18 protein-coding genes are annotated in these 25,790 nt (G+C 48.6%); 15 read left to right on the top strand and 3 right to left on the bottom strand.

Translation table 11 applies throughout. From position 1 onward, the window contains the following. From QD47_RS07450 to QD47_RS07430, 5 genes are all read left to right on the top strand, one after another. The gene (locus tag QD47_RS07450; protein ID WP_044645531.1) at positions 1-1,923 is read left to right on the top strand and encodes a hypothetical protein; all 1,923 of its coding nucleotides are present in this window, start codon (positions 1-3) and stop codon (positions 1,921-1,923) included. A gap of 55 nt (positions 1,924-1,978) precedes the next feature. Next, positions 1,979-3,100, top strand: a complete 1,122-nt coding sequence (locus tag QD47_RS07445; protein WP_044645530.1) for a glycoside hydrolase family 88 protein — start codon at positions 1,979-1,981, stop codon at positions 3,098-3,100. Positions 3,101-3,512: 412 nt separating this feature from the next. Continuing rightward, a complete protein-coding gene (locus tag QD47_RS07440) occupies positions 3,513-3,986 on the top strand; it encodes an RDD family protein (RefSeq protein WP_044645529.1) in 474 nt (157 codons plus the stop codon). A gap of 452 nt (positions 3,987-4,438) precedes the next feature. Continuing rightward, positions 4,439-6,406, top strand: a complete 1,968-nt coding sequence (locus QD47_RS07435; RefSeq protein ID WP_044645528.1) for an ATP-dependent DNA helicase — start codon at positions 4,439-4,441, stop codon at positions 6,404-6,406. Continuing rightward, a complete protein-coding gene (locus QD47_RS07430; protein WP_044645527.1) occupies positions 6,400-6,699 on the top strand; it encodes a DUF6509 family protein in 300 nt (99 codons plus the stop codon). Before QD47_RS07435 ends, QD47_RS07430 begins: the two co-directional genes overlap by 7 nt. A gap of 114 nt (positions 6,700-6,813) precedes the next feature. On the opposite strand, the gene QD47_RS07425 is transcribed toward QD47_RS07430, so the two are convergent. Next, positions 6,814-7,176 (bottom strand): hypothetical protein, encoded by a 363-nt coding sequence (locus QD47_RS07425; protein ID WP_044645526.1) that lies wholly within the window; start codon positions 7,174-7,176, stop codon positions 6,814-6,816. 249 nt (positions 7,177-7,425) lie between these two features. Between QD47_RS07425 and QD47_RS07420 the strand changes: the two genes are divergently transcribed. The 3 genes from QD47_RS07420 (at position 7,426) to QD47_RS07410 (ending at position 9,956) form a co-directional block, all read left to right on the top strand. Beyond that, positions 7,426-8,349, top strand: coding sequence for a PLP-dependent cysteine synthase family protein (locus tag QD47_RS07420; RefSeq protein ID WP_044645525.1), 924 nt, complete (start codon positions 7,426-7,428; stop codon positions 8,347-8,349). Position 8,350: 1 nt separating this feature from the next. Then, a complete protein-coding gene (locus QD47_RS07415; protein WP_044645524.1) occupies positions 8,351-9,487 on the top strand; it encodes a bifunctional cystathionine gamma-lyase/homocysteine desulfhydrase in 1,137 nt (378 codons plus the stop codon). A 130-nt stretch (positions 9,488-9,617) separates the two neighbouring features. Further along, entirely contained in the window at positions 9,618-9,956 is a 339-nt protein-coding gene (locus tag QD47_RS07410; protein ID WP_044645523.1) for a hypothetical protein, read from the top strand. Positions 9,957-10,071: 115 nt separating this feature from the next. Here the strand turns inward: QD47_RS07410 and QD47_RS07405 are convergent, their stop codons facing one another. Next, complete coding sequence (locus QD47_RS07405; protein ID WP_044645522.1) at positions 10,072-10,284, bottom strand: hypothetical protein; 213 nt, start codon at positions 10,282-10,284, stop codon at positions 10,072-10,074. Positions 10,285-10,580: 296 nt separating this feature from the next. On the opposite strand from QD47_RS07405, the gene QD47_RS07400 reads away from it, so the two are divergent. Then, on the top strand, positions 10,581-13,328 hold the full coding sequence (locus QD47_RS07400; protein ID WP_044645521.1) for an alpha/beta hydrolase family protein: 2,748 nt from the start codon (positions 10,581-10,583) through the stop codon (positions 13,326-13,328). Between the two features lie 123 nt (positions 13,329-13,451). Here the strand turns inward: QD47_RS07400 and QD47_RS07395 are convergent, their stop codons facing one another. Beyond that, a complete protein-coding gene (locus tag QD47_RS07395) occupies positions 13,452-14,369 on the bottom strand; it encodes a hypothetical protein (protein ID WP_044645520.1) in 918 nt (305 codons plus the stop codon). A gap of 445 nt (positions 14,370-14,814) precedes the next feature. Here QD47_RS07395 and QD47_RS07390 point away from each other — a divergent pair, with 445 nt between their 5' ends. The 6 genes from QD47_RS07390 (at position 14,815) to QD47_RS07365 (ending at position 25,718) form a co-directional block, all read left to right on the top strand. Continuing rightward, positions 14,815-16,620, top strand: coding sequence for a vWA domain-containing protein (locus QD47_RS07390; protein WP_044645519.1), 1,806 nt, complete (start codon positions 14,815-14,817; stop codon positions 16,618-16,620). 24 nt (positions 16,621-16,644) lie between these two features. Next, positions 16,645-20,034 (top strand): tubulin-like doman-containing protein, encoded by a 3,390-nt coding sequence (locus QD47_RS07385; RefSeq protein ID WP_044645518.1) that lies wholly within the window; start codon positions 16,645-16,647, stop codon positions 20,032-20,034. A 3-nt stretch (positions 20,035-20,037) separates the two neighbouring features. Beyond that, positions 20,038-22,404, top strand: coding sequence for a transcription initiation factor TFIID (locus tag QD47_RS07380; RefSeq protein WP_044645517.1), 2,367 nt, complete (start codon positions 20,038-20,040; stop codon positions 22,402-22,404). A 70-nt stretch (positions 22,405-22,474) separates the two neighbouring features. Beyond that, entirely contained in the window at positions 22,475-23,764 is a 1,290-nt protein-coding gene (locus tag QD47_RS07375; RefSeq protein ID WP_044645516.1) for a vWA domain-containing protein, read from the top strand. Positions 23,765-23,782: 18 nt separating this feature from the next. Then, entirely contained in the window at positions 23,783-24,436 is a 654-nt protein-coding gene (locus QD47_RS07370) for a hypothetical protein (RefSeq protein WP_044645515.1), read from the top strand. Between the two features lie 16 nt (positions 24,437-24,452). Then, positions 24,453-25,718 (top strand): TRAFAC clade GTPase domain-containing protein, encoded by a 1,266-nt coding sequence (locus tag QD47_RS07365; protein ID WP_044645514.1) that lies wholly within the window; start codon positions 24,453-24,455, stop codon positions 25,716-25,718. Positions 25,719-25,790: the final 72 nt, after the last annotated feature.

Genomic DNA, 25,790 nt, shown 5'->3' with positions numbered 1-25,790 from the left:
ATGAATAAACTGCACACAGGCAGCGTGTATCCTTGGCACACGGAGCTGGAGAAATTTATAGAACGGTTGGATGAACAGTTGGAAATCGGGCTGAATCGAGTGGAGGACGGCTGGACTCACCAACGTAAGCTTGCTGTGCTGGAAAAGCTGGTTCGTGCTTATACTCCGCATCAGGATGAAAATGGGGCCATTATCGACCCTCATTCTGATAGTGAACGGTATTACTCGACTCCATCCTATGCTTTGGCAGCGGCGGTACTGGTCAAAGAAGGTCGGCATGACTTGCTCGAATCCGCTGCTGCGGCTTTAACACACAGCATAGCGTGTGTGGTGGAGGAAAAGGCCCCGGATCACCATCCGGACTTTTTTCCGATCATGATGATGGGGGCATATCGACTGCTCAAAAACCTGCTGCCAGAGCAGGCCACAGCATGGAAGCAGCAGTTGAGCCAGATTCAACCGGAAGATACCTACATTTTTACGATGAGCAAAATGAAAAATCCGAATCGTATGATCAACTGGAACGCGATTATGATTTCCGGTGAGTTTATGCGTGCGGCAGAAGGAATTGCCGCGGATTCGGAATGGATGGAGACGTATATCCGTAGTTATCATTTGCCTCGATTTACCGGATTGGGATTGTATCAGGATGGTCCGCTGGACCGGCCCAATAGCCCGTTTGCCTACGATATCGTCACACGCTTTCATCTGGGCGTGATGCTGGAGGCGGGATATGATGGCGGGTGTGCCGCTGAACTGCGCGACCATCTTCACAGAGGAGCGCTCAGCTCACTGCTGACGTTATCCCCACACGGGGAAATTCCGCCGCGTGGAAGAAGCGCGCAGCATCAGTGGAATGAAGCGGCGGCGGCCCTCGTTTTCACGACACATGCGCAGCAGGCTTTTGCAGCGGGCGAGCACGGGCTGGCAGGGGCATTCCGGCGGGCAGCGGACCTGTGCTGGCAGGCGATTGGTCGCTGGCAGACCGACGAAGGCAAGCTGCATATCGTCCGCAACCATTATTCGTCCGAGACTCGGCATGGCTTCGAGGTGTACTCGAACCATACCTGCTACAGTCTGTGGACGGCTGCTGCGCTGGCTTATACACTTCTGCACGGAGCGGATTTGGAGCGCATTTCACCATGCTCAATTCCGGCGGAAATGGGCAACCGAGTGCTGGAAACGGACGGCTGGTTCCAGACAGTCATTGCGACCGTAGATGGGCAGCAAATGCTCGTGCAGACATCGGTCAATGACCCGTACAATATTCCCGGCATCGTGCGTATTCAGCGTTCCACGCTGCCTCCGCTCATCGGTCCGTCCTCGGCGGGGCATGCAGACCGCGGCTTTACAGGCTTTGCGGAAGGGGATATTTTCCCGCTCAGCTATACCCCGGCCTGGCAAACGGAGGATGGGAAATGGCACAGCCTGTCGGAAGGCATCCCCGGCACGCTGGGGTTCGACCGGGATGGAGGTATTGATCCGTTGGACGGTGGGGGATCGGTACAGATGGAGCAAAGCACCACATCTGATGGAGAGACTGATTTTACGTTGTTGTGGAAGGGTCCGTTTCCGGGCGTGTGGGAAATTCGAACGCAATATCGGCAGGTACCCGGCAAAATTGAAGTGACGTATGAGCTTCAAGGCAATATTCAGTCGGTGGGGGCACTTATTCCTTTAATGGCGTATGACGGCCGGGAACGCAGTGTCATTCACCATGTCATGTCGGCAGGTGAAGAAAAGGAAAGCATTCGGGTGGAATATGCAGGTGCGAGTCTGGAAGTTATTCCAGCAACGAAAGGAACGAATGTCGTGTGGCCAGAAGAACTGGCTTCTGTGGCCTGTCGGAATGGATTACTCAAGGGAGCGCGTTTGGAATGCGAGGGTAGTTGTATTTCCTTTATCATTCATTTGCCAGCATAAATAAGGGCCGGAACAATCGATTTTTTAACATGTGGAAAAGGGAGAGTGAAGAGCAATGACTGAAACGGAAGCATGGCTGGAACAATCGTGGGAGCTGGCTTTGGATAAAACGCTTGCCTTGGCGGCAAGACAGGGGAACGCCTTTCCACATGTTGCAGAAGGTGGACGTTATGATCATCGTGAGGAAGAATGGTGGACGGCAGGCTTTTATCCAGGTTTGCTGTGGCTGGTAAATCGGGCACGTCCTGACAGCGGAGCTGCCAGCATTGCACAGCAGTGCGAGGAACGTCTGGAAAAGGTGCTCTACAACAGTGAAGCCGTAGACCATGATCTTGGCTTTATTTGGCTGTTGAGCGGTGTGGCAGCCCATCGGTTGACTGGAGATCCAGAATCCAGAAGACGTGGGCTGTTAGCCGCTAATCTGCTGGCTGCTCGTTTTAACGTGAATGGCCGTTTTATTCGCGCTTGGAATTTCCACGCCAAGGACATGGATACGCGGGGCGTAGCGATTATAGACAGCATGATGAATCTGCCTCTGCTCTATTGGGCTTCAAAGGAAAGCGGAGACCCGCGTTTTGCCGCTCTGGCTGTGCAGCATGCCGATACCGTAGCGCGTGAGTTTGTCCGTGCTGACGGTTCGATTGCGCATGTGGTCGAGTTCGACCCGGAGATTGGAAAAAAACGCGCCGAGCACGGCGGACAGGGATTTGCACCCGGCTCTGCCTGGGCACGTGGCACGGCATGGGCTTTGTACGGTTTTACGCTTTCGTACGGGTACACGCGCGATTCGCGTTATTTGAAGGTAGCCGAGAACACGGCAGACTTTTTCCTGTCCCAACTGGGCGATGCTTGCCTGCCTGTGTGGGATTTTAGAGCGGAGGAGGGGCACCGTGAAGCTTGGGATTCGTCTGCTGCGGCTATTGCGGCGAGTGGTCTGCTTGAGCTGGCAAAATATTCGACGCGTGCGGAGCATTTTACGACGGCAGCGAAATCCATTCTCAAGGGCTTGCATGAGACATGTACAGCATGGGAGCAGGATCATGAGGGACTGCTCATGAATGGAACTGTACATTATCCCGAGCAAAAATACATTAACGTTCCCATCATCTACGGCGATTATTTCTTTGTCGAGGCACTGGCAAAACTGCGTGGAGAAGAAGGCTTGTTTAGTGTGTAATTCGGGATTATCGGGGAATCGGGATGCGGAAAATCTACGGCAGGCCGGACTATTATTTGCGTAGGCGCCTTGTAGGGCCGGTGAAGGCAGCGTGTGTGTAATTTTCAATTACATATACGCTGTTCTTTTATAACCGAAATAGCTGATTGCAATTCGATGCTAAAGAACTACTTCTAGCAGAAGAGAGGGGATAGCTTTGTTTAGCTCATACTAAATCAGAGGAAAAATATTAAAGATAAGCTCTTAGCTCTTATAAAATTTTTCATTTTAATGCATGGATATAGGTCCTGTTGCTTGTTTATGAGAATTTATTCGTAAATTGACAAATGGGGTAGGCATCCGTATGATAACTTCTTGGACAAAGGGATAAATTGGGTTTTAAATCTCATTTAAAAAGGAGTTATGCATCACCATGGAAACAACGAACGATAGTGAAAAACAGATATACGGAGGGTTTTGGAAAAGGACGGCTGCGTTTGTGATTGATCTGATCATTGTAACTGTAATGGCTCTTTTAGTAGGCGGAGTATTTTTCATGATCCCAGTCCCGCTGGACATGGAGGAGGTTGGTTTCATAAAAGCATTACATATGTTGTGGCCGCTGATCTTTTGGCTCATAGTGCCGTGGCTGTATTGTGTGCTTTGGGAGTCGTCAAATGCACAAGCAACGCCGGGCAAGCTTGCGTTTTCTCTAATTGTCGTGAACGAGGAAGGAAAGCGTCTTGGATTCATGCACGCCTCCGGGCGTTATTGGATTAAAGCTATTTCTGGTGTATTTGTTCATATTATTTACATCGTTGTTGCTTTTACTGCAAAAAAACAGGGACTACACGATCTTTGTGCCAAAACCTTGGTTGTGAATAAAAAAAGAGCTGCAACGACATGAACAGCATCCGTCTTTATCCCCAGTTCTACGAATATCATGAATTGATGAACAGCGAAATTTGGAAAACGATTCCTGGAACAAATTCCGGATTTGATGAAGCAAAATGTAAACAAGAGACCAGCTAGTGCCTGAGAAGCATTAGCCGGTTTCTTTGTTTTACATTTTGCCAGGGAAACTTCCCTTGGTTCCTATCTCTTTATTAGCTCTCTGGCACAAAATTCTAATCTTAAAAAGGTTTAGACAATCCAAGAATCCCACGACAACAGCGATCGTAAGATCAAATCCTACGCGCAGCGCCCTCACACAGCCGAACCCCTGCGTCCTTTCTTTTATATAATTTCAGTCGAAATAAAAAAATGTGAGCTGTTCGTACAGTTTACATGTTCTTTTTAGGTTGTTTTGCGTTATAATGAAAGGATGCACATTATGAACGAATTGGAGGCACAGCCCGATTGACTACTTATCCTTTTGCCTTTGATCCGTCCAAGCCGTTTATTGAGCAGGCAAGTGACTGGATTGCGGATGTATTTTATGAAGTTTTGCCTGAAGTCGGCTTTGAGGTTCGGGATGAACAAATTTATATGGCATTCCAGTTGGAGCGTGCCTATAAGGAAAAGAAAACGATTTTCGCGGAAGCAGGTGTGGGCACAGGCAAAACGCTGGTGTACCTCCTGTACGCTATTGCATATGCCCGGTACATGAGAAAGCCCGCGATTATCGCCTGTGCGGACGAGTCGCTGATTGAACAACTGGTGAAGCCGGAGGGAGATATCGCCAAGCTGGCGCGGCATTTGAGCCTGACGATTGATGCCCGACTGGGTAAGTCGCCGGATCAGTATATTTGTCTGAACAAGCTGGATAATGTACGAAGCGGATTGGATGATGACGCGGATGTGTTCCGTGATATCTATCAGGATCTGCCGGATTTTGTCCATTTTCCGGATACGCTACAGTCCTTTACCCCTTACGGGAACCGCAAAGAGTATCCCGAGCTAACGGACGGACAGTGGAGCAGACTGGGCTGGGATGTATTTCAAGATTGTCTCGTTTGCCATCAGCGGCATCGTTGTGGACAGACGTTGTCCCGCGATCATTATCGCAAAGCGGCAGATCTGGTTATCTGCTCTCATGATTTTTATATGGAGCATGTATGGACCTATGAGGCGAGAAAGCGTGAGGGCCAGCTGCCATTACTGCCGGAGCACAGCTCTGTCGTCTTTGACGAAGGGCATCTGCTGGAGACAGCGGCGCAGAATGCACTCACTTATAAGCTGAAGCACGCTCAATTTGAGGCCATTATTACCCGTCTGCTGGAGGGGGAAGTGCGAGAATCGCTGGCAATGACGATTGAAGATGCGATATCCCAAAGTGAAGCCTTGTTCGCTGCGCTCGATAAGAACAGTCAGCCTGTACAGGGTTCTAATCGCAAGGAGTTTACCTTGAATGAGTCGCTGATTCGAGAGGTAAACCGCTTTGGCGATCTGATCGGCACGATTGAAGAAGAGCTTGTATTTGAAAGCGGGTTATTCTCTCTGGATGAGTACCAGGTCAAAATCGTGGAAGAGCATCTGGAAATGATTCAAACGGCGTTGGCCTTGTTTAAGCGTCCGGAACTCCTGATTTCGTGGGTGATGGAGGATCAGGATGGATTAACGCTTGTGGTTATGCCCAAGATGGTAAAAGAGATTCTCAAAGAACGGGTATTTGCACAGCATATACCGATTGTATTCTCCTCAGCTACACTTTCCGTGGAGAGCTCCTTTGATTATATGGCGAAAAGCCTCGGTATAGAAAATCCGCTCACGTTTTCCGTTGCTTCACCGTATGATTACAACGATCAGATGCAATCGGCATTATATCCGTTGCAGGCGGGGCATGATCCAATCCAGAGAGCGTTGGCCCTGCTGGAGAAATCGCAAGGTAGAGCGCTTATCCTGTTTCCTTCACAGGAGGAACTGGATGCATTCAGAACGGGTCTCGCAGCTTACCATGAAGCGTCTGCTTTTCGTTTTCTATATGAAGGATCGGCTGAAATCAGCCATCTGATCTCATCTTTCCAGAATGATGAGGAAAGCGTCTTGTGTGCTGTAACGTTATGGGAAGGACTGGATATTCCAGGCCCGTCCCTGTCGCACGTCATCATCTGGTCGCTGCCTTTTCCTCCGAATGATCCGGTTTTTACGGCACTGCGCAAGGATGCGACAGATCCGTTTATGGAGATAGATATGCCTCACATGGCGCTCAGACTGAGACAAGGCATCGGGCGATTAATACGCTCGCGTAATGATCGGGGCTGGATCTCCATCATGGGCCAGGATCTGAACCGCGAAGAAGTACGTACACAGGTTTTACAACTACTGCCTGCGGGCGTAGAATGCACTGTAATCGAAGGAAATCCGGAGGGAATGAAGACATGTTAAATTTTACATCGCACACGGTAGATCAGATTAAAGACGCTTTTGGTATTTTGAGTGGGCAGCGTTATGAATTTATAATTGATGTAGAGGTTGAAGAGGACGACGAGCTCTACACCGAAAACGGGCTGTATATTCGCACCCTTTATTTAGTAGACGAAGAGAAAACAGGAATATTGAAATACGAGCTGATTGAAAAAGTAACGAACCGTTACATCGAGCTTGAATTGGAAGAGGATGAGTTGCAGGCTGTTGAGAGCTTCTGCAAAGAGCATGTGCAGGACGGAGCCGTAAAGTAACGTAATAGACCGCTTGGCTATGATAGCCACCTTATAACGAAGTATGTAAAGGAGTCCTGATGTAATGGATCAGGCTCCTTTTTTTCATGCTCTTTCAAGGAATATCCGTCTGTCTCAGCGCAGTCTGTCCCACACATTCACCATAAACAGCACAACTCCGGCCGCCAGTAGTACCCACCCCATGATGATCAAAACTCCAATATCAGGCACCCCGTACTTTTTGGCTACAATTGCTAATACCAGCACCGGCAAGCCGATATTATGCAGCCAAAAATGGACGCGTGCCAGCACAGTAACCGAAAGTGCAGGAAAGGCCACATAGATCAAACCTATCATTCCGAGAGCCGTCCAACCGAGCAAATGAATATGAGACTGAACGCTGGACAGGCTGTAATCGCCCGACACGTCAATAATCACACTAAGCAGCGCACTGAGGGCAAAATACACAGCAGCTATTTTAATGAATTGCTTTCCCATATGGAATCCTCCTCATAATTGTAGGCATTGTGAACATACCATCTATCATATCGAGGAAGAAGGTCAGGGGTGTGGGTGCTGTGAAGGATGTCATTTGACAAAAGCTTCAAATACACATAAAATCTTATTGCGTCAATACTTACCGTATTACTGTGTTTTCTCGGAGATGATAGCGAACTTCTCCGACAATAGGTCTGTATTTTTGACCATTGGTTTATTAGGATTCGCCATTAAAAGGAGCTTGAAATCATGAATGTATATCATAATACTTTGGGACTAATCGGGCGCACGCCGTTAGTAGAACTGAACAGCTATTCTCTGCCGAGGGGAATTCGTCTGTTCGCCAAGCTGGAGTTTATGAACCCCGGCGGCAGCGTGAAGGATCGGGTGGGCAAGGCTCTGATTGAAAAAGCCTTAAAAACAGGTCAGTTGAAGCCGGGTGGAACTTTAATTGAAGCCACAGCAGGCAATGCAGGTATCGGTCTCGCTATGGCAGCGCTTCATTATAATATCTCGGTTATTTTTGCTGTGCCTGAAAAGTTCAGTCAAGAAAAGCAAGATTTAATGAAGGCGCTGGGAGCGCGTATCGTTCATACCCCGACAAGTAAGGGGATGAAGGGAGCCATCGAGAAAACGAAGGAGCTGGCTGCTGAATTTCAAGATGCCTATTTGCCGCGTCAATTCAGCAATCCGGATAATCCAGAGGCTTATTACACGACGATGGGACCGGAAATTTGGAACGATCTGGACGGAAAAGTAGATGTATTTGTAGCAGGAGCAGGTTCGGGGGGAACCTTTATGGGGACCTCTCGTTACCTCAAGGAACAAAATGCATCTATTAAAACCGTAATTGTAGAGCCAGAAGGTTCCATTTTGAACGGCGGAGAATCGGGTTCGCATAAAACGGAAGGGATTGGCATGGAATTGATTCCTGAGTTTATCGATAAGGGTTATTTTAATGCCATTCACACGATTAGCGACGTCGATGCGTTTGACCGTGTCAAGGAGCTGGCAGCGCGTGAAGGACTTCTTGTCGGCAGTTCTTCCGGGTCGGCATTACATGCCGCTTTACTGGAAGCAGAGAACGCAGCGGATGGCGCACATATCGTCACCATTTTCCCGGATAGCAGTGAACGTTATCTGAGCAAAAAAATATATGAAGGCGGGATATAAAATGAAACGTAAAACAAAGCTGATTCACGGCGGCCTCCCTACCGATCCGCATACAGGTGCAGTTAACGTCCCTATTTATCAGGTAAGCACATATGAGCAAGAGGAAATCGGCGTTCATAAGGGCTACGAATATTCGCGTACAGGCAATCCGACCCGCTTTGCGCTGGAAGAGTTGATCAAGGAGCTGGAGGAAGGAAAACGCGGTTTTGCTTTTGGCTCGGGGATGGCAGCGATTCATGCGGTATTTTCACTGTTTAATGCAGGAGATCATATTTTGTTGACCGATGATGTATACGGGGGCACATACCGTATTGTAAGCAAGGTGCTTAACCGGATTGGCATTGAGGCTACATTTGTAGATACGACGGACCTGGAGGCTATCTCCAAAGCGATCCGTCCGAATACAAAGGCACTGTATGTAGAAACGCCTACGAATCCGCTGCTGAAAGTTACGGATATCCGTACGGTTTCGGAGCTGGTGAAAAAGCATGACCTGTTGCTGATCGTGGACAATACATTTGCCACTCCATATTGGCAGACACCACTTACGCTTGGAGCCGATATTGTCATTCACTCGGCTACCAAATATTTGGGCGGGCACAGCGATGTTGTAGCCGGTCTGGCTGTTGTGAACAGCGACGAGCTGGGAGAGCAGCTTCATTTTCTGCAAAACGCCATTGGTGCTATTCTCGGCCCGCATGATTCCTGGTTACTGATCCGCGGTATTAAAACATTGGGTCTGCGTATGGAAGCGATTGAGCAAAATGCCAAGGAAATTGCAGCCTTTTTGGAAAAACATCCGAAGGTTAGCAAAGTGTACTATCCTGGACTGGAAAGCCATTCGCAGCACGAGCTGTCCAAAGTTCAGGCCGAAGGCTTTGGCGGTATAATTTCCTTTGATGTAGGTAGCGATGCCAATGCGGTAGCACTACTGAAAAAACTGAAATATTTTACGCTGGCTGAGAGTCTGGGAGCAGTTGAAAGTCTGATTAGTGTTCCGGCACGTATGACACATGCCTCCATTCCGGTAGAACGCCGCGCAGAATTGGGCATTACCGAAGGACTGGTACGGATCTCAGTAGGAATTGAAGATCTTGAGGATTTAATCGAAGACTTACAGGCGGCATTGCAAGGCTAAGAATCGTTTGAAAAGGAAGGGGTGGCTGAGGCCGCCTCTTTTTTTTGAAAATGTGGAAGAAGGTATTGATTTCCCTATATAACCGAGTATAATACTTGGTAATAGGGTGCATCATAAGGAGAGAGACAATATGCAACTGATAAAAACACATAGCTATCTGCAAGTGGATGACTATTTGGATCTACTTAATTATGCGAAACAATTAAACGATACAGAGTGGCAGCAAGAGCTTAAAGAAGCCTTACAGCATCAATTGCTGGAGAATGGCAGAGAGACTAAAGATTCTGAAATCAATGCGCTTTGGCAGCATTTTGACCAGATCAACGATAGATTATTGGAGTTGTTTGATCTTTTACGAAATAGTAATAATTCGGTAGAGAGAAATTCGTGGAGCGAACAGATTTGGGAACTGAAGCTGGAACGCATCAAGTTAGAAAAGCAAATTCAAGCGAGATATGCACATTATTAAGGGTTCGGCATACCAATAAATATAACAAAACTAGATAAAAAAAGGCATGCAGCTGTAACTGCAATGCCAAGAATTTGCGAAAATCAGTTAAAAAATAATGCTCAATACAAAGAAATTATTTTGAAGTTTGTTTCATGTCGCGCATCATTTTCATCATCATCGTCATCATTTCGTCGCATTCTTGCATTTTAGTCATCATCATATCCATGTTCATGTCTATCATATCCATATCCGACATTTTTTCCATGCACATGTTCATGCTTTTCATTTTAGCCATCATGTCTTCCATACACATCATCATCATCATTTCCATACACATCTTTTCCATTGTTTTCCCTCCTCATCATTTGGAAATAGTAACTTCTTCCTAAACATACTATACCCTAGTAGAGATAGCAATAATCATGACAGCTAAAAACAGGTTTATAAGTATAGAAATTTTCAATAACGAAGTTAAGCACTCTGCTTTCTTCGTTTTTTTGTTTTTAAGAATAGCTTCTTTTTTTGAGAGAAGAAAGGAGTACGCAAAGGCGATAACGAATAGCTTTATATAGTTAAAATGAATGTTAACGGAGTATTATCGCGACGTCTCTGAGGAAACAAAAAACCTGGAGGGGGAATGTTATGAGGTTCACGCATCTGGAAAAAGCGACAACTGTGCTGTTGGATCATCCGGTTCGTCTGACGTCTGCTTATGCAGTCGGTCCGGTCAAGCTGCCGGAAAATTGCGGTGTGGGTAGGGCATGGTCTGATCATTTTACCCCTGAGGAATGGGATTTGGAAAGGGCTTGTAATGAAGAAGGACTGGAGCTTTCGGCTGGAGGAAAGGTAGCGTGCCGCTTATTAACTGAGCTGGACCCTCGAAACGCCGAATTGAATTTAGGTGTCTTTCCGCCCTTGACTGAGCAAGAAAGGCTTTTGCTGGTTTCGAATCTCCGCTGCGCGGCAGCACAGGAAGTTATTTTCAGACCGTTTGAAGGAACAGGACAAATTTGGGTGGACGGCATATTGGTATATGCGGAATCCGGTCCTTTGCGCTTGTATTTGGAGGAAGGTAATCATACGGTGGTGGTCGTTGCAGCCTTTATTCCCGATGAAGCTCGCTCTATTCGGATTAGTGGAACTCATATTTATGACAGTGCAGATGTGGCGGAGCTGCATCAGGAATTCGTAGAGCGCAATATACGTTTTCATATGACATGGCTGGAGGTGGAGAAACCCGCTGGCAGGGAGGGAGAAGACAGTCCGGTCTTGTTTTATTTGCTGCGCAAGGATCGCATAGATCTTCCTGTAGATCAGCCGTTATGGGTCGAGGTAACGAATGATGAGGGGACGCTGCTGGACCGGTTTCAGGCGGTTTGGGAACAGGAGCAGCAATATGTTTGGAATGAGGAAGTTACCGGGAATACGGGAATGCTGCATTTTACGGTTACATATCAGGACCATGAGGCAAGAGAGCATTATTTTGTGTACTCGATGCTTGTGCGGCCTTTGTCGGCGGTTGTGGAGGGTTTGCAAGAAGAGTACGACCAGTATAATCATTTTTATAATATAGATGCTCCCGGCTCTGTGAGGAATTTACAGGCAGAAGGCTTGCTGGAGGAACTGAAAAGGTTAACGGCTTTGCCGGAAGACCCTTTTGAAATCTGGGATTATCGCATAGTGCGGGAATATATCAAGCTGCTAAAACGGATTTTCACACATGCATATACGGAACGGCCTCAGCATCCATCTCGGAAAGATAACATCCTTTTGTGCCCTGACGGGATTGGCGAAGGCTTTTTTGTCTCTCGTTTGGACAACAGCCTGCAACGCTACACGATACAGCTTCCCCGAAACTATTCGGCGGATCGGCAGTATCCTCTCATCGTCCTGATGCCGGGCAAACGATATGAGCTGGGTCTGCCGGATTTTCAGAAACGGGGCTTTGGACAGGGCTGGGAAGAGGAAGCGATATTCGTCACTTTTTCGTGCCGTGGAGTTACGCTGGGCAGTTACATTGGCGAAGCCGCTTTTCTGGAGGCGCTGGATGTTATTCTGCAAGCGTACCGGGTGGAAGAAGACCGAATCTATCTGACGGGTTATTCTAACGGCGCATACGCTGCCTGGGCGATGGCACAGGCTTATCCTTCGCGTTTTGCGGCTATTGCCGTCATTGCTGGCTCACCGCATCCGAAGCATCTGATGAACTTACTGAATATGCCCATATTCAATATGGTTGGAGATCAGGATTACTTGTTTGCGCAAGCTTATACGGCTCCTGAAACTGAGCTTTCATCCGACCATTATAAAGGAGTAGTAGAACGGTGTGCCAACCATTGGGACACGCATGAGCTGAGGCTTTTGGACGGTGTACTGAGCTGGCTTATGCAATGGAAGAGAGTGATGGTACCTCAGCGTATTGCCTACCGAACGGAGCGGGGGAGACATAATCGCGCATATTGGCTGGAGCTGACGCAAGCGGATGAAAACGAGGAATACGCCGAGCTGTACGGTGAATTGAGCAAAACGGGTAAACTGGATATTAGAGCCGTCCACGCCGATGAATTTATCATTCACCTCTCACATGAACTCCTGCCATTGGAGCTTGCCCATGTCCATATTGGAGCGCGGATTTTCGTGTTGGATTTGCTAGAATATAACCGCTTTCGCTTCGTTAAAATAGAGTCGCGGGAACGCCCCTCACCTGAATATCGATTGATTGCTGAACGGGGTAGCGAAACGTATGGAAGTTTTGGAAAAGAAACGGATGACGAAACGGCAATGTTCAGGTTAAAAAGCGCAGGTCGGAATCCTTCTGGCTATGGTATGGGAGTGCTCGACGTTTATATGGGTCGCCTGCACATTGTCCTTCCCTCCAGCTATGCTACACCCGAAGAAGAGCAGGCGGTAAAACGGACGGCAAAGGCTTTGGCCAGCCCTCGGACAGCGACCTGGAATCCGTATATTGGCGTTCATTATCCAGTGGTGGCTTCTCACATGATTTCGGAGGAAGAACTGGCTGACAGTAACGTGATCTGTATCACCTCAGGCTTGTCCAGACATGAGCTGCTTCAGCGGCATCAAGCCCATTTGCAGATCACCTGTACGGAAAAAGGGTATATACTGGACGGCGATTTTACGGCAGGCGAGTATTGTCTTTCGTATATCCAGCCTGCCCCGTGGTCCACAAGCCAACAAATGCTTGTTGTGGCCACCAATTCTCCCCGCATGCTAGGTAAAAACCTGTTCACGCGCAGACTGATTATGCCCGGTTATTTTAACGGTCTGCACCCGTATTTGAACAAGGATATTATCGTGTATGACAGCAAGGGTGTGCGTGCTTTTAATTTTACTTCCATAAATCATGCGCAGCAAAAGCTGCAAGGCTGATCCAAAAGCCGTAATTAAAAACCGTCCGGAGGCACGCTGGCGATCCTGACGGTTTTTTTTGCTGCTTCATTGCAGTGGTTTGTCATGGTAATGACGTCATATATAGAAGGGCGTTAGGACAGATCAGTTTTTATACTGCTCCATCAGATATACGATCTTGACCTCATCGGCCAAATCGCCAAAGGGTTCATAAGGATTCTCCTGAATGATATGATATAAACGCTGAACTCGTTCCTTCGGCAGTTTGCGCACATATCTGGAAATAAAACCGGAGTGCGTGACCACGTAGCGCTTTTTACGGACAGCCGCACTGGCAACACGGACGAGAATATCCTCGCCTCCTGCCATTTCCAGAATGCGGCGTTCATAAAAGGTCACGTAACGGAACGTCCGATCCTTAATTAGCTCGCGATTTAATCTGGCAATCTCTCCGATATATCTGACCATAAGCGGCTCAAAGCTTTTGATCAGGAGAGGGTCGAGCGTTAGCTCCATATCCTTGCGGAGTACAAAAGATTGCAGCAAGGCGACCTGCTGGAGCCTTATCCGGTCGTTGTGGATGAGTACGGCAATCTCGCGCAGCATTTCATAGGAGACACGCTCGCTGAGCTGTCGCAGGGAAACCGCATTTTTATGATTGATGTTCAGGCCCTCTTTAATCTGCTCAATGCGGCCTCTGAACAGGCGTATAAGCTGCCTGCGCTGCTCATAGGGACGAATACGCTGCTGTAAAAGCACCAAGGGTAGAAGGAGAAGTGCGCCAACCGTACCACACAGGAGCATTTGCTGGGTGGAATGGCCGAAAAAGACGGCGGCGACCAGCAATACGATGCCAAAGGCAAGGTCCTTGCGAAAATAGAGCTTGGCTCTGTGGTGGGCATATTGCTCTACAGGCACCAGTGCATCGCGACCGCAAGACGTACATTTATCTTCCCATAGGGCAGTAAACTGTCCGCAACGCTTGCAGATCCGCAGCTTTTGGTACGCATGCTCGGTGTGGATAAACGGACGAAATTGTACAGGCTGTTTGGCACTACTCATTGCGATCACTTCTCCGGTTCAGCAGGGCTAGAAGCTCGGTGTTCATTTGTGTAATCGAGGGAGCGCGTTTTTTATGTATAGAGTAAGTGATTAATTTGATGGCGACAAAAAGAAACAAAATCGCCAAACATCCGTATGAGATCATAGTGTACTTCCTCTTTCTGCTCAGATTTTTACAGCGATATTTTACAAGGGCGGGTTTCGCTTCTGTCATTTTTGTCGTATAAAGGAGAAGGCTGGTGCCCGATTGCCCTTGTTGGGGTATAATTATATCATTACTGCAGGATATTGGTAAAATTCCGCGGTATAATAGGCTTCTTGGCTGTAATCAGGCTATTCGGGCATCATTTTCAGCTGGCTCTCATGTAAAACTCATTATAATTTAATAGTAGGGGAGTACAACTGTAATTTAGAATGAGAACTAACCGGCAAAGGGGTACAAGCGATGTTTAGTAGAGACAGAAAATGGTTTTTGGTCATCGGAATCATATGTGCAATGATCATGACCTCAATTTCGGTATGGCAGCCGCAGATGGCGAATGCCGCTTCAACCTCCGCCTCCAAGGTGGATGCCGTGCTGGTCGTCGATGTGAGTAATTCCATGAACACCAGTGATCCAGGCAAAATTGGCAATGAAGCCATGAAAATGTTCATTGATATGCTGTCGACGCAAAATGACAAGGTCGGCATTGTAGCGTATACGGATGTCGTACAGCGCGAGAAGGCTTTGCTTAATATTACGTCCGAAGCGGACAAGCAGGAACTGAAGTCGTTCATTGACGGGCTGAACCGGGGGGCGTATACTGACACCTCCGTAGGTGTCAAGGAAGCGATCCGCATTTTGCAGGATGGCAAGACAGCGGGACACGCGCCTATGATCGTCATGCTGGCCGATGGTAACAACGATTTAAATAAAACGACGGGCAGAACTGAAAGCCAATCCGATCAGGATATGGCGAAGGCTGTGGCCGAAGCTAAAAATAGCGGCGTTCCGATCTACACCATCGGTTTGAATGCAGATGGAAAACTGAATAAAAACAAGCTCGCAGACATTGCGCAGCAAACGGGCGGTAAATCTTTTATTACTAGCTCGGCGGATGACCTGCCGAACATCTTGAGTGAAATTTTCGCCAGCAATTTGAAGCTGAAGGTTGTTCCCTTGCAGTCTATTACAGCTAACGGCAACTATCAGGACGTTACAGTAACTGTACCGAACGATAGCGTGCTGGAGGCTAACATTTCGATTATGTCCTCCAAGCCGGTGGATGCGAGACTGATAGACCCGTCGGGCAACACCAAGCCGATTCCTTCAAGTGATGTACTGCTGTCCAAGTCGAAAAGCTACTCGTTGATAAAGTTGCTCAAGCCTGTGGCTGGCGACTGGAAGCTACAGGTCAAGGGAGTCCAGCAGGATCAGATTGATATTAATCTGGTGTTCAACTATGATTTGGAACTGAAACTGGACGCACCGCTTGCCAAAGCTTACAAAAAAGGTGACGCAGTCCAAATTCGTTCCTACCTGACGAGTAACAACCAGCAGCTTCAGGATCAGGAACTGTATGCAAATATGAATGCAGTTCTGAAGGTCAAGGACCTTGATTCCGGTACAACGAATGAGGTTCCATTGAAGAATGAGGGGGATGCCTTTACTGGCTCCTACACGATACCGGATGAGCATGACTATGAACTAACCGTCAGAGCAGAGGAAAAGAGCTTCTATCGTGAAACCCAGCCTGTGACCATCAGTGCCAAGGCTGCGGCGGGCAGTGGCACGAATAACGGTACTACGACGGCGCCGGCAGCACCTGCCGAGAAATCCAAGCTGCTGCCACTCATTCTTGCAGGGCTGGGACTGCTTGTTCTGCTGGTTGCCGCATTTTTCATCTGGAAGGCTGTCAAAAAAGCCAATCGTGGCTTCGTCGGACAAATCGTACTGGAAATTCGGGATGAAAATACCGGCGAAAAAACGTATCCGCAATACAAGAAGCTGAACACCTTCCGGGGTAAATTCAATCTGCACCAGTTGCTGCAACTGGCACCGGAATTTGCCGAAACCGATAAGGTGGTGTTCACGCCAGGCAATCAGGACCGTATCATGGTGTGCAGCACTCCGGAGATTACGATTGAAAAATCCGGACGCGCTGTAGATACAGGCAGTGGTCTTGAACTGAAAAACGGCGATCGCCTGACGATTCCGCTGGCAAGCGTGGACAAAACCATTTTGCTGGAATTCATTTCAGTAAACAGCTAAACGAACCCTTAGGAGGTCAAATCTATGAAACCAGTAGTTAGAGAGCATATCCAGCAATTAGACGTATCACTCGGCGGAGGGATCGTAAGCGATAAAATCAGGGTTGATACCATTGATAATCCCATTTTGATTATCGGACTCGGAGGGACGGGTATTGATGCCCTCCTCCGCTTGAAATATCAGATTAACCGCAGATTCAAGCTGCCAGCAGATCCGATTTCCAAGAAAAAAAGCGAGAAGCCGGACAACGTAGAATTTCTTGCTTTTGAAACAAATGAACAGGATCGTAACAAAAAATATAAAGGGATTGGGCTGGACCCGATCAACGAGTTTGTTCTGCTTTCCAATGCGGAAATCGGTGGTTTGCTGCAAAACCGCAGCATTTTGGAGCCATATATTACGGATTGGCTATCACCCGAGCTGAGCATTACCGATGGCATGAACGGGGCCGCAGGGGTGCGTCAGGCTGGACGTTTGCTGCTGTTCACCAAAATCAATCAAGTCGTGCAAAGCATTGATAAGAAAATCAAAACCCTGTCTGAAGGCACCAATAAGAAGCTGATGGTGTTCCTGCTGTCTGGTTTGTCCGGCGGTACGGGGAGCGGTACCTTCCTCGATATCTCGTATATCGTCCGTGGGATTATTGAGCGCGATTACGGCTCCGCAGGTGTAGACCGCGTGAACACACTCGGTTATCTGTTTACGCCGGACATTAATCTGGCGAACAAAAGCTTGAGCGAGCATACACGTGAATATATTAAAAAGAACGGCTATGCTGCGCTTAAAGAGCTGGATTACTGGATGAATGTGGACAGCCGCAGTGAACGGTTCAAACAGCAGTATGGCAACATTTTGACCGTAAATTCACCGTTGCCGCCATTTAATCTATGTCATCTCATTTCAGCGACGAATACAGAAGGCAAGCTACTGGAAAATGCCTATGATTACTGCATGAATGTCACCGCCGAGAACATCACCAACTTTATGGCGAGTGAGGAAAAGCAATCGGGCGAAGAGTTTGCCATTCATGACTATATCAGCAACATTCGTACCAATATTGCACAAATGAACAAGGCATATCCTGCCAACTACGATTACAATATTATCGGGGCTTCCTCAGCGGTACTGCCGATGGAGGAAATGACAACATATCTGGCCTTCCGGATGTTTGGCAAAATGTCCAAAATGTTCGAGCAATCGCCGAATCAAGAGGATGTCGAGAAGTTTGCTCGCAAGCTGGGTGTCGATCTCGATAGCATGATCAAAAACTTCGAATCACGTGTACCCGAGCCGCTGCCGGGCTTTGAAAACAGTGAACGATTAAGCTACAACAATGTAGTCAAAATGCAAGTTGTGAATATGGATACCGAGTTGGAGCAGACCTTCCTGACACGTGCGCGTGAGGAATATATCAAGGCGAAGAAGCAGCTTCCGGGTGAAATTACCGGGCAGTTTACCGACCAAATTCGCCGGATGTTCCTGCATCCCGAGCAAGGGCCGTTCTATGTATCCCGTATGATTTATACGGAAAAAGGCTTTAGCTTGCTGAAAATGCTGCTTTCGTACATTGAGACGTTGCGTGAATCACTGCATCGTATCCCTACGGATATTGAATGGGCGCGTGAACAGGCGGGTGAAAAGCTGGGCGATGCCAAGAGCGCATTCGTGTCCAAGGATAAAAAGAAAAATGCGTACATTGAAGCGAAAATCAATGAATACTGGCTTCGGGCCGATGTGGAGCGTACAGAGCAACTTATTGAATTTTATGAAGACCTGTATGATCTGCTGAATAAGGAAAACAGCCGCATTTATAATGTATTTACTGAAATTTTGAACGCGCTGAGCGCGATTTTCGAGAAGAATGGCGATCTGCTGATCAACGGCGAGGAGCAGTCCGATCACAGAGGCAACAAGACGTACTATTGGAATTTGGTCAGTGTACCGGATATTTCCGAAGTCGTAACCAAGTTGCTGGATAAGCGTGATGGTGATGATCTGATTCGTGATTTTGCTCAAGAGCTGCTGGAAAATTCGGATCAATGGGTGAAGGATCAGGATATCGACATCATTAGTTCCATCTCCAACTTCCTGACCGACAAGTTCGGTGATCTGATTACCCGTTCGATGGAGGATTTCCTCGTGATGAAATACGGGCAGGATGAGGCTATTGAAAAATTCGTGGAGCGCTATATTGCAAGCAAGCTGGATGAAGAAGCTGTGCCTGTGTTCCATCTGAGCAATAGCTCTGGTAACCTGTACTTCCCGTCATGGGGCTTCGTCTCGGTTCCGGTGCAGTCGCCTAATATCCTGAAAGGCGTTCGCAATTATCAAAATAATGCAATTGGTAAATCACACTTTACAATTAAAGAGAGCGAAGTCCGTAACCGGATTTTCTGGCTCAATACGCGTAATGGTGTGCCGTTGTTTGTTTATACGCCGCTCAAGGTGTATGAAGAAAGCTATGAAAAAACGATTCTCGACCGCGAAGGTATTGGCCGCCATCTAGTGCAAACAGGCCAGAATAACTGGACGAATCTGCCGTCACCGATTCCTGAAAAATCGTGGGGAGAAACGTATGTCAATTCGCGTGTGCAAGCTTACAATGCCCGCATTCGTAACGACTTCGACCGTGCCAAGTCCCTTGGCGTGATCCGTGAGAAGGATGTTGACCAGAATACGAGCAGCCGCTTTACTGTGCTGCGTTCACGTGCGCTGGATCTGAATGGCCTGCTGGCAGGCTACGATATGCGTTTGCAAGAATCCAAGCCGAATCTGGGTGAGGTGAAGAGAGCGTGGTCCGAGCTGAAACGTCTGCTGGCTGAAGGGCTGGAACAGGCGGGAAGCAAGGACATCTTTGGCAGCATCAATGAAGAGATGGCGAAGGAAAATCTAATCCGTTCACCGGAGTTAACGCAGGTGGTTCGTGAAGAGCTGACGAAATATACTCAAATTGAAGCGAAGGCCGCTGAGCTGGAAGCCTTGCTGGGCAAATATCAGGATGAGGAAAAATGGCTGGATCAGTTCATTCAGGCACTCTATACCGACACGATTACGAAGAAAGGTGCTTTGTATGTCTATGACCGTGATGAAGAGGAAGAGGCTTGGGAGCCGTTTGCCAATGTCATGAAAAGCCGTAATTACGTGGAGTTTGAAGTGTTTACGAACTTCCGTGGTCTGGAAGAGAAGAAATATGCAGCCCTGATGCGTAAGGCGGATCGTCGTGATGCTGTCCTGACTTCGTCCGAGGATATTACGCCGCTCTTGGCGAAGCTGGATGAACTGGCTGCAACCTACATGGAAGCCCGGAATCAATTGGAATATGAAAAGGTGGAGCTGGCTAACGGAGCGGAACTCTATGCGTTCTACGCTCAAATGTCCGGGAAACTAAACGATATCCGCAGAAAGTTGAAGTAAAGTATGAGAGAGCAGCTGTTACGTTATGCGGCTGACTATGCAGTCGCAGAGGATCAATTCATCGGTAGCGGGGATGGACGCAGCAGCATCCATTTCCCGTCCGTGTTTCTTTTTATCGGTGACCGTATGGGCCCGGCGATGAACACCATTGCAGATATCAACCGGACCAAGTGGGATAACAGTACAGGGGTAACGTACATCCACATCCGCTCGCAGGAGGATCATGCCGCTGTTGACCGTTCGATGGATGTCATTGCCCATACAGTAGCGGTACCGGAGGAAAGCAGCCACAAAACCGGACGCCGTGATTTGCATCAGGCTTTTTATACACATGAATCGCAATTGATTGAGCTTAACGCCGCGTTGCGCCGGGCTAGTGGGCACTTGGCGGATTACGGTCGCTTGTATTCCTCGTTCGAGCGTGTCCATTTGTCGATCCTGACGACAGCCGACGATCCCATGAATGTATTGGTTCCCGAGATTACGTTGTTGGCGGAATACATTTTTGCGCAGTCCTTTAAGTCGGTACAGATGGATTTGTACGTATTGGTCAGCGAAAGCGATCAGACAGCCCAATTTGGCTATAGCAGCGCAGCATCAGTCGCTTTTATGCGAGAACTGGACTATATCCAAAGTCCGGATTATACGTTCACGGCGCCACTGCATATGACTGAGGACAAACTGACCATTCCAGTATCTCATGCTCCGTCGCCGTTGTTCGATCTCGTCTATGTGCTGTCCGACAAGAACGAACGCGGTGTAACGGTGCCGAATAGCCTGCGAGAGAGCTGTGACATCATTTGCCATATTCAGCTTCTCAAAAACCGTTATCAGGCGGAAGATTCCTATCGGTCACAGGATGGGGGGTATAACAATACATCGTTTAAAAACAACATTATGACGGAATCCGGGCGGCAGGGCTATGTGTCGGCTGGATTTTCCCGGGTCAAGCGCCCTAATGAGTCGATTGCGCTTACGGTGCTGCATCACTTTTATGTGAAACTGCTGGCGCGTATGAGAACAGAGCAGGAATGGGATATACGCGATAAGCTGGATTATTTCGGTTTGGATGCTGCCGAGCGCAGCCGTACACGAAATGACCTCGTTCCTGGTAATGAGGCCATTACGGACATGAGCGCTTTAATGACCAGCGGAGCCAGCTACGGCTCGTTAAAGCGAATGACACTGCGCGAGGCGGAGGAAGCCTTGTTCGGACAGGGCTGTGAAGCCTTTTTTCGCGATAATTGTGAACGGATCGTACACAAACGGTTGGGGGATTTTCAGGCGGAATTACGTCTGCAAACGGCTGTGAACGAATCGGCCAAGGAGCACCCCGAGATCGGTTTGTTCGAGCTTACGGACTGGACGGATGAGAATAAGACCGGGAATGTGCTTACCGCCATTCGAGGACTGATTCGAGATACGTCCAATGACTTGCAGATCAGCGCTGCTGAGCTGGATGCCCTGTATAGCGGACGAGTGGAAGACCAGCCCTTTCAACGATTGCCGCTGATGGATAAACATAATGTGCGCAGCTTTATCCGTTACCTGACCGAGACGGTCTATGGGCACAAGCTGAACATGCTGCGGATTCAAACGGATCTGGAGCTACTTCGCCGTTATGAGCTGGCTCTTGAAAAATGGCATATGCAGGCGAAGCATATTACTGTACAGCTTGCCAATCTGGAGCGTGATCTGCATCAGGCTGCAACGGACAGCGTCCGTCAGGCTGACAGCTATACAGGTCAAAACCTGTTTGAGTACTATGAGCGTGTGACGGAAGATGTCATGCGTGAGCTGGAGACCAAGCGGGGAAAAGCTGTATTCTTTGATACCCGGCATATGGGTCCTGTGTCCAATTTGCTGGATGGAGGTCCGTCAAAGCTGGTGGATCGGCTCACACAGACTTGCCGCACCCTGATCCTCAGCGCACAACCGTTTAACCAGACATTCGAGGAAGAATTGCTGCGGCGGGCGAATGTGGCTGCTGCCTATGAAAATCGGCTGGTCGTTCCAAAGGATGAGCTGTTTAAAAAACTGTACCAAACGCTGGAGGAAAACGGCGGTATTAACGTACGTTTGCTGGATTACACTCATGAGCATCGGTATGAGGAAAAGTATTTCTTTGGTGACTACGAAGGCGAATTTCTTCCTTATGCGCTGGATGTGGATATTACCTCGCGCATTTACAAGCTGGGGTTTGTGCATGAGCGTCGCAGCAGCGGGGTAGAAAAGCTTCATTTGATGGGTGGTTTCCATCTGGAGGATCTGATGGTCTACCGCAACGGCAAGACGTATTATGAGACATATATCGCGAATGGTTTCGTGTTTCACGGGATCAACGCGGATCGGCTGCCGGAACTGCGGTAGCAACATGGTAATCCTACGAGGAATTTGCAAATTCCTCCTACTTTAATTATGGAAGGAAGCAACGATTCTTATGAAGCAGCGTAAATTTAATGTTCTCCTGCTGCTGTTCGGCTTGCTGGGCGCCGTAGTGGGCTTCATCATTGGAGAGCTGATTCTTAACAAACTGATAGGCCACTGGCCGCATATCATCGTGGTTGGGCTGTATTTTGGCATCATGGCGCTATGTATTGGCCTGGGATGCCTTATCGGCGAATGGATTTCGCCACAACTGAACGGGCCATCATGGCGGCAGCGGTACTCCGGGTTGTCCTGGAAGCTGCTGGTCCCTGCTACGCTGGTGATGCTGTTCGTGGCAGGGCTGCTGCTGGAGCTGGGCTACCAGGTAAACCCCGAAGGTCGCAAAAGTGTACAGGATCTCGTGCTCGTCATTGATAATTCCGGGAGTATGCAGCAAACAGATCCCGACAATGAACGTCTGACAGCCGCCAAGAGTCTAATTGGTCAAATGGATGGAGACAAGCGGGTAGCCATCGTTTCCTTTGAGTCCACTGCGCAGTTGGTTCAGCCGTTTACCCCGATTGGCACAGATGCGGAGAAGCAAGCCGTTTATGCCAAGATCGACAGCATGCAGACCTTAATGACAGGCGGCACAGAAATCGGTCTTGCTTTGGATGAAACCATCAAAGAAATCGAAACTCAGGGTAATGCGGAAAAGGGCTCTCTCGTTATTATGCTGTCTGACGGCTTTAGTAGGCTGGATACTCAGACGGCATTGGCTCCTTACATCGCCCGGCAGATTCCGATTAATACAATCGGTCTGAAGCTCGCTGAATCTGATGGTATAGCATTATTGCAAAATATTGCCCAAATGACGGGTGGAACTTACTTCAATGTGGCGAATGCGCAAGGCCTTACGCAGGCGTTCGGTAAAATTTATGACAAAATCGGCGATCGTACTCTGGTAACGGAGCGAACAGGTGAGTATGCCGACAGTCTGTATTTTGCCATTTACCGTGTAACTGCACTGGTAATTATTGGAGTACTGCTGGGATTGGCACTCGGACTGATGTTCGATAACCGTTTTCTAGCGCGGAATTTCGCGATTGGCGGGATTCCTGCCGGATTGCTTGCTGGCTTTATTTTGGAAAAGGGCCTGTCCGGCTCGCCCATCGGTGATTTGATGATTCGTTTGGTGGCAGCGCTCGTATTGGCGGCCCTTATCGCCGTCTTTTCGCTCGTGTTGCCAGTTGCGGAAAATACTCGCCGTTCTTCCGGCGGAGGAAACCCTGGTGCGTCATCAGGTCGCAGGACAAGAGCGCCGGAAGGCCCGCCGCGTAATCGACGAAGCAGTGGATTTTAGAACGGGAGGCTGGAACTTATGCAGTATAGGGATGCACAGCCCGGTGATCCTGTTATTTCGGAGCTGAACCACAAAATTGACGACAACCGGGTTGTGCTTCGCTGGCAGTGGCCGGAAGGAGTCGCCGTGGTATATATTGCGAAACAATTAGCCGATCCGGGTGTGAACGGGCAGGAGGATACCGAAGCCTTGCCGCCTTTTTCAAGCCTTAAGCTCTTTACACGTGAGGAGTACAAGGCTGCTGGCAGCTACCGTGACCGGATCGATGGCATTGGACGCGTGCGGTATACCGTGTATCCGGCTGTGCGGGAGGACGGAGATACTTTTGTAATCCGTCAGCAGGATGGAGCTAATCGGCTGGAGCTGAGCACGGGTAAAGCTAAAATCAGATATGCGGTTCACCATAAAAAAGGCTGGTTTCGCAGCCGCAAAACGGTGCAGATTCAGGTGACGGCTGAAGTTCCTGTTCCGCAGGAGGCGCTTTGCTATGTGAAAAAGCGTGGTGGCTATCCGGCGGACCGGGAAGACGGAACCTTGTACCCGTTTACGGCACCGTTTGTCGCGGGACGGAATGTGTTGCCCGCTGTCGAAGTAGGCGGAGATGAATTTGTGCGGCTGTTTTTTACGGACGGCCAGAAATATGGCACGGTATATGAATTAGTCCCTGAATGAAAGGAGGCCGCAACCGATGAGTTTTCTTAGCAATTTATTCAGAAGAAAGCCGCAGGCAGCACCAAGGCCGTTATTTTATGATATTGTGTGCCCTTATTGCTTTAGTAAGTTTTCCCCGGAGGAAGTTGTATTCCGTGCTTCCCATCACCGTGAGGATGACGAGGATTACGCTTTGGGCGAGGATGAGCTGCTGAACAAATACCGGGAGCGCTTTGGTTTGGACAGCGTGCATGATATGGAGGCCATTCTTCATCCCCTTGGTGTTCCTGAGGAACACCGTTTGTACTCGGATCATGTACTGACAGGTCTGACGGATCGCTATGGTGAGCTAACACGTCGCAGATTGTGTCCGCATTGCCATAACGAGCTGCCTGTGACCGCGGGCAAGGTGCCGAGTAATATCATTTCGATTATTGGAGCTTCACAGGCAGGGAAATCCGTCTATATGACCTCCCTGATTCACACGTTGCAGCATGTTACGGCCGATCATTTTGATGCGGCTTGCATGCCGCTCAATGCGGAGATCAGTCGAAAGTTTCGTACGATGTATGAGGAACCTTTGTTTGAGCGAGGGGATCTGCTGACCTCTACACAGAAGGAAAAGATGCAGGAGCCTTTTATCTTCCAGTTTGTATTTAAGGATGAGGAAAAGCCGCCACTGACGCTGGTGTTTTTTGATGTCGCCGGTGAGGGGATGGTCGATCAGGACTATCTGGGTCTGCACGGACAGCATATTAAAAACTCGGCGGGTATTTTGTTTATGGTTGATCCGCTGCAAATCCGCTCTATTCGGGAGCGTATCAAGATCAACATCGGCGACAAGCCGGGCGAGTTTGTTTCGCAATATGATGAGCCGCGTGATGTCGTACTTACGATGTTCGGTGATTTTATCGCATATCAGGAAAAAGGGAAGACGGACATTCCAACCGCCATTGTCCTGACCAAAAGCGACATGCTCACTGCGCTGGCAGATGAAGAAGGCACGTACATCAAGACGAACAGCAATATTTTTAATCCAATGGAGCACCGGAAGTATATGGATTTGGATGAGTTCGCGAACATTGATGGCGAAGTGCGACGGTTTATTGAAAAGGTGGATAAGCCGTTCAAGGGCACGATGGATGTGTATTTTACAGACACGGCCTATTTTGCGGTTTCCGCCTTGGGCAGCAATCCGGTAGATCAAAAGCTGCAAGGGCTGGTTAGTCCGATCCGTGTGGATGAGCCCTTCATTTGGCTGCTTTACAAGCTGAAGTACATTGAGGGGAGAGAATCACAGTGAGTAATTCTACCTCTCATTTGATACAGCAGCAGATGTACACACGGGAACGGCGTGGTATTTTAGTCGTCGTGT

The organism is Paenibacillus terrae, assembly GCF_000943545.1.
Taxonomy (GTDB): domain Bacteria; phylum Bacillota; class Bacilli; order Paenibacillales; family Paenibacillaceae; genus Paenibacillus; species Paenibacillus terrae_A.
The sequence above is the reverse complement of the archived record's forward strand: the minus strand, read 5'-3'. Positions and strand labels throughout refer to the sequence as shown.

Coding starts and splice junctions, on each gene's coding strand:
- QD47_RS07380 (WP_044645517.1), top strand. CDS start 20,038: ATGAGAGAGCAGCTGTTACGTTATGCGGCTGACTATGCAGTCGCAGAG.
- QD47_RS07365 (WP_044645514.1), top strand. CDS start 24,453: ATGAGTTTTCTTAGCAATTTATTCAGAAGAAAGCCGCAGGCAGCACCA.
- QD47_RS07420 (WP_044645525.1), top strand. CDS start 7,426: ATGAATGTATATCATAATACTTTGGGACTAATCGGGCGCACGCCGTTA.
- QD47_RS07410 (WP_044645523.1), top strand. CDS start 9,618: ATGCAACTGATAAAAACACATAGCTATCTGCAAGTGGATGACTATTTG.
- QD47_RS07370 (WP_044645515.1), top strand. CDS start 23,783: ATGCAGTATAGGGATGCACAGCCCGGTGATCCTGTTATTTCGGAGCTG.
- QD47_RS07450 (WP_044645531.1), top strand. CDS start 1: ATGAATAAACTGCACACAGGCAGCGTGTATCCTTGGCACACGGAGCTG.
- QD47_RS07405 (WP_044645522.1), bottom strand. CDS start 10,284: ATGGAAAAGATGTGTATGGAAATGATGATGATGATGTGTATGGAAGAC.
- QD47_RS07400 (WP_044645521.1), top strand. CDS start 10,581: ATGAGGTTCACGCATCTGGAAAAAGCGACAACTGTGCTGTTGGATCAT.
- QD47_RS07430 (WP_044645527.1), top strand. CDS start 6,400: ATGTTAAATTTTACATCGCACACGGTAGATCAGATTAAAGACGCTTTT.
- QD47_RS07425 (WP_044645526.1), bottom strand. CDS start 7,176: ATGGGAAAGCAATTCATTAAAATAGCTGCTGTGTATTTTGCCCTCAGT.
- QD47_RS07375 (WP_044645516.1), top strand. CDS start 22,475: ATGAAGCAGCGTAAATTTAATGTTCTCCTGCTGCTGTTCGGCTTGCTG.
- QD47_RS07385 (WP_044645518.1), top strand. CDS start 16,645: ATGAAACCAGTAGTTAGAGAGCATATCCAGCAATTAGACGTATCACTC.
- QD47_RS07395 (WP_044645520.1), bottom strand. CDS start 14,369: ATGAGTAGTGCCAAACAGCCTGTACAATTTCGTCCGTTTATCCACACC.
- QD47_RS07445 (WP_044645530.1), top strand. CDS start 1,979: ATGACTGAAACGGAAGCATGGCTGGAACAATCGTGGGAGCTGGCTTTG.
- QD47_RS07415 (WP_044645524.1), top strand. CDS start 8,351: ATGAAACGTAAAACAAAGCTGATTCACGGCGGCCTCCCTACCGATCCG.
- QD47_RS07390 (WP_044645519.1), top strand. CDS start 14,815: ATGTTTAGTAGAGACAGAAAATGGTTTTTGGTCATCGGAATCATATGT.
- QD47_RS07440 (WP_044645529.1), top strand. CDS start 3,513: ATGGAAACAACGAACGATAGTGAAAAACAGATATACGGAGGGTTTTGG.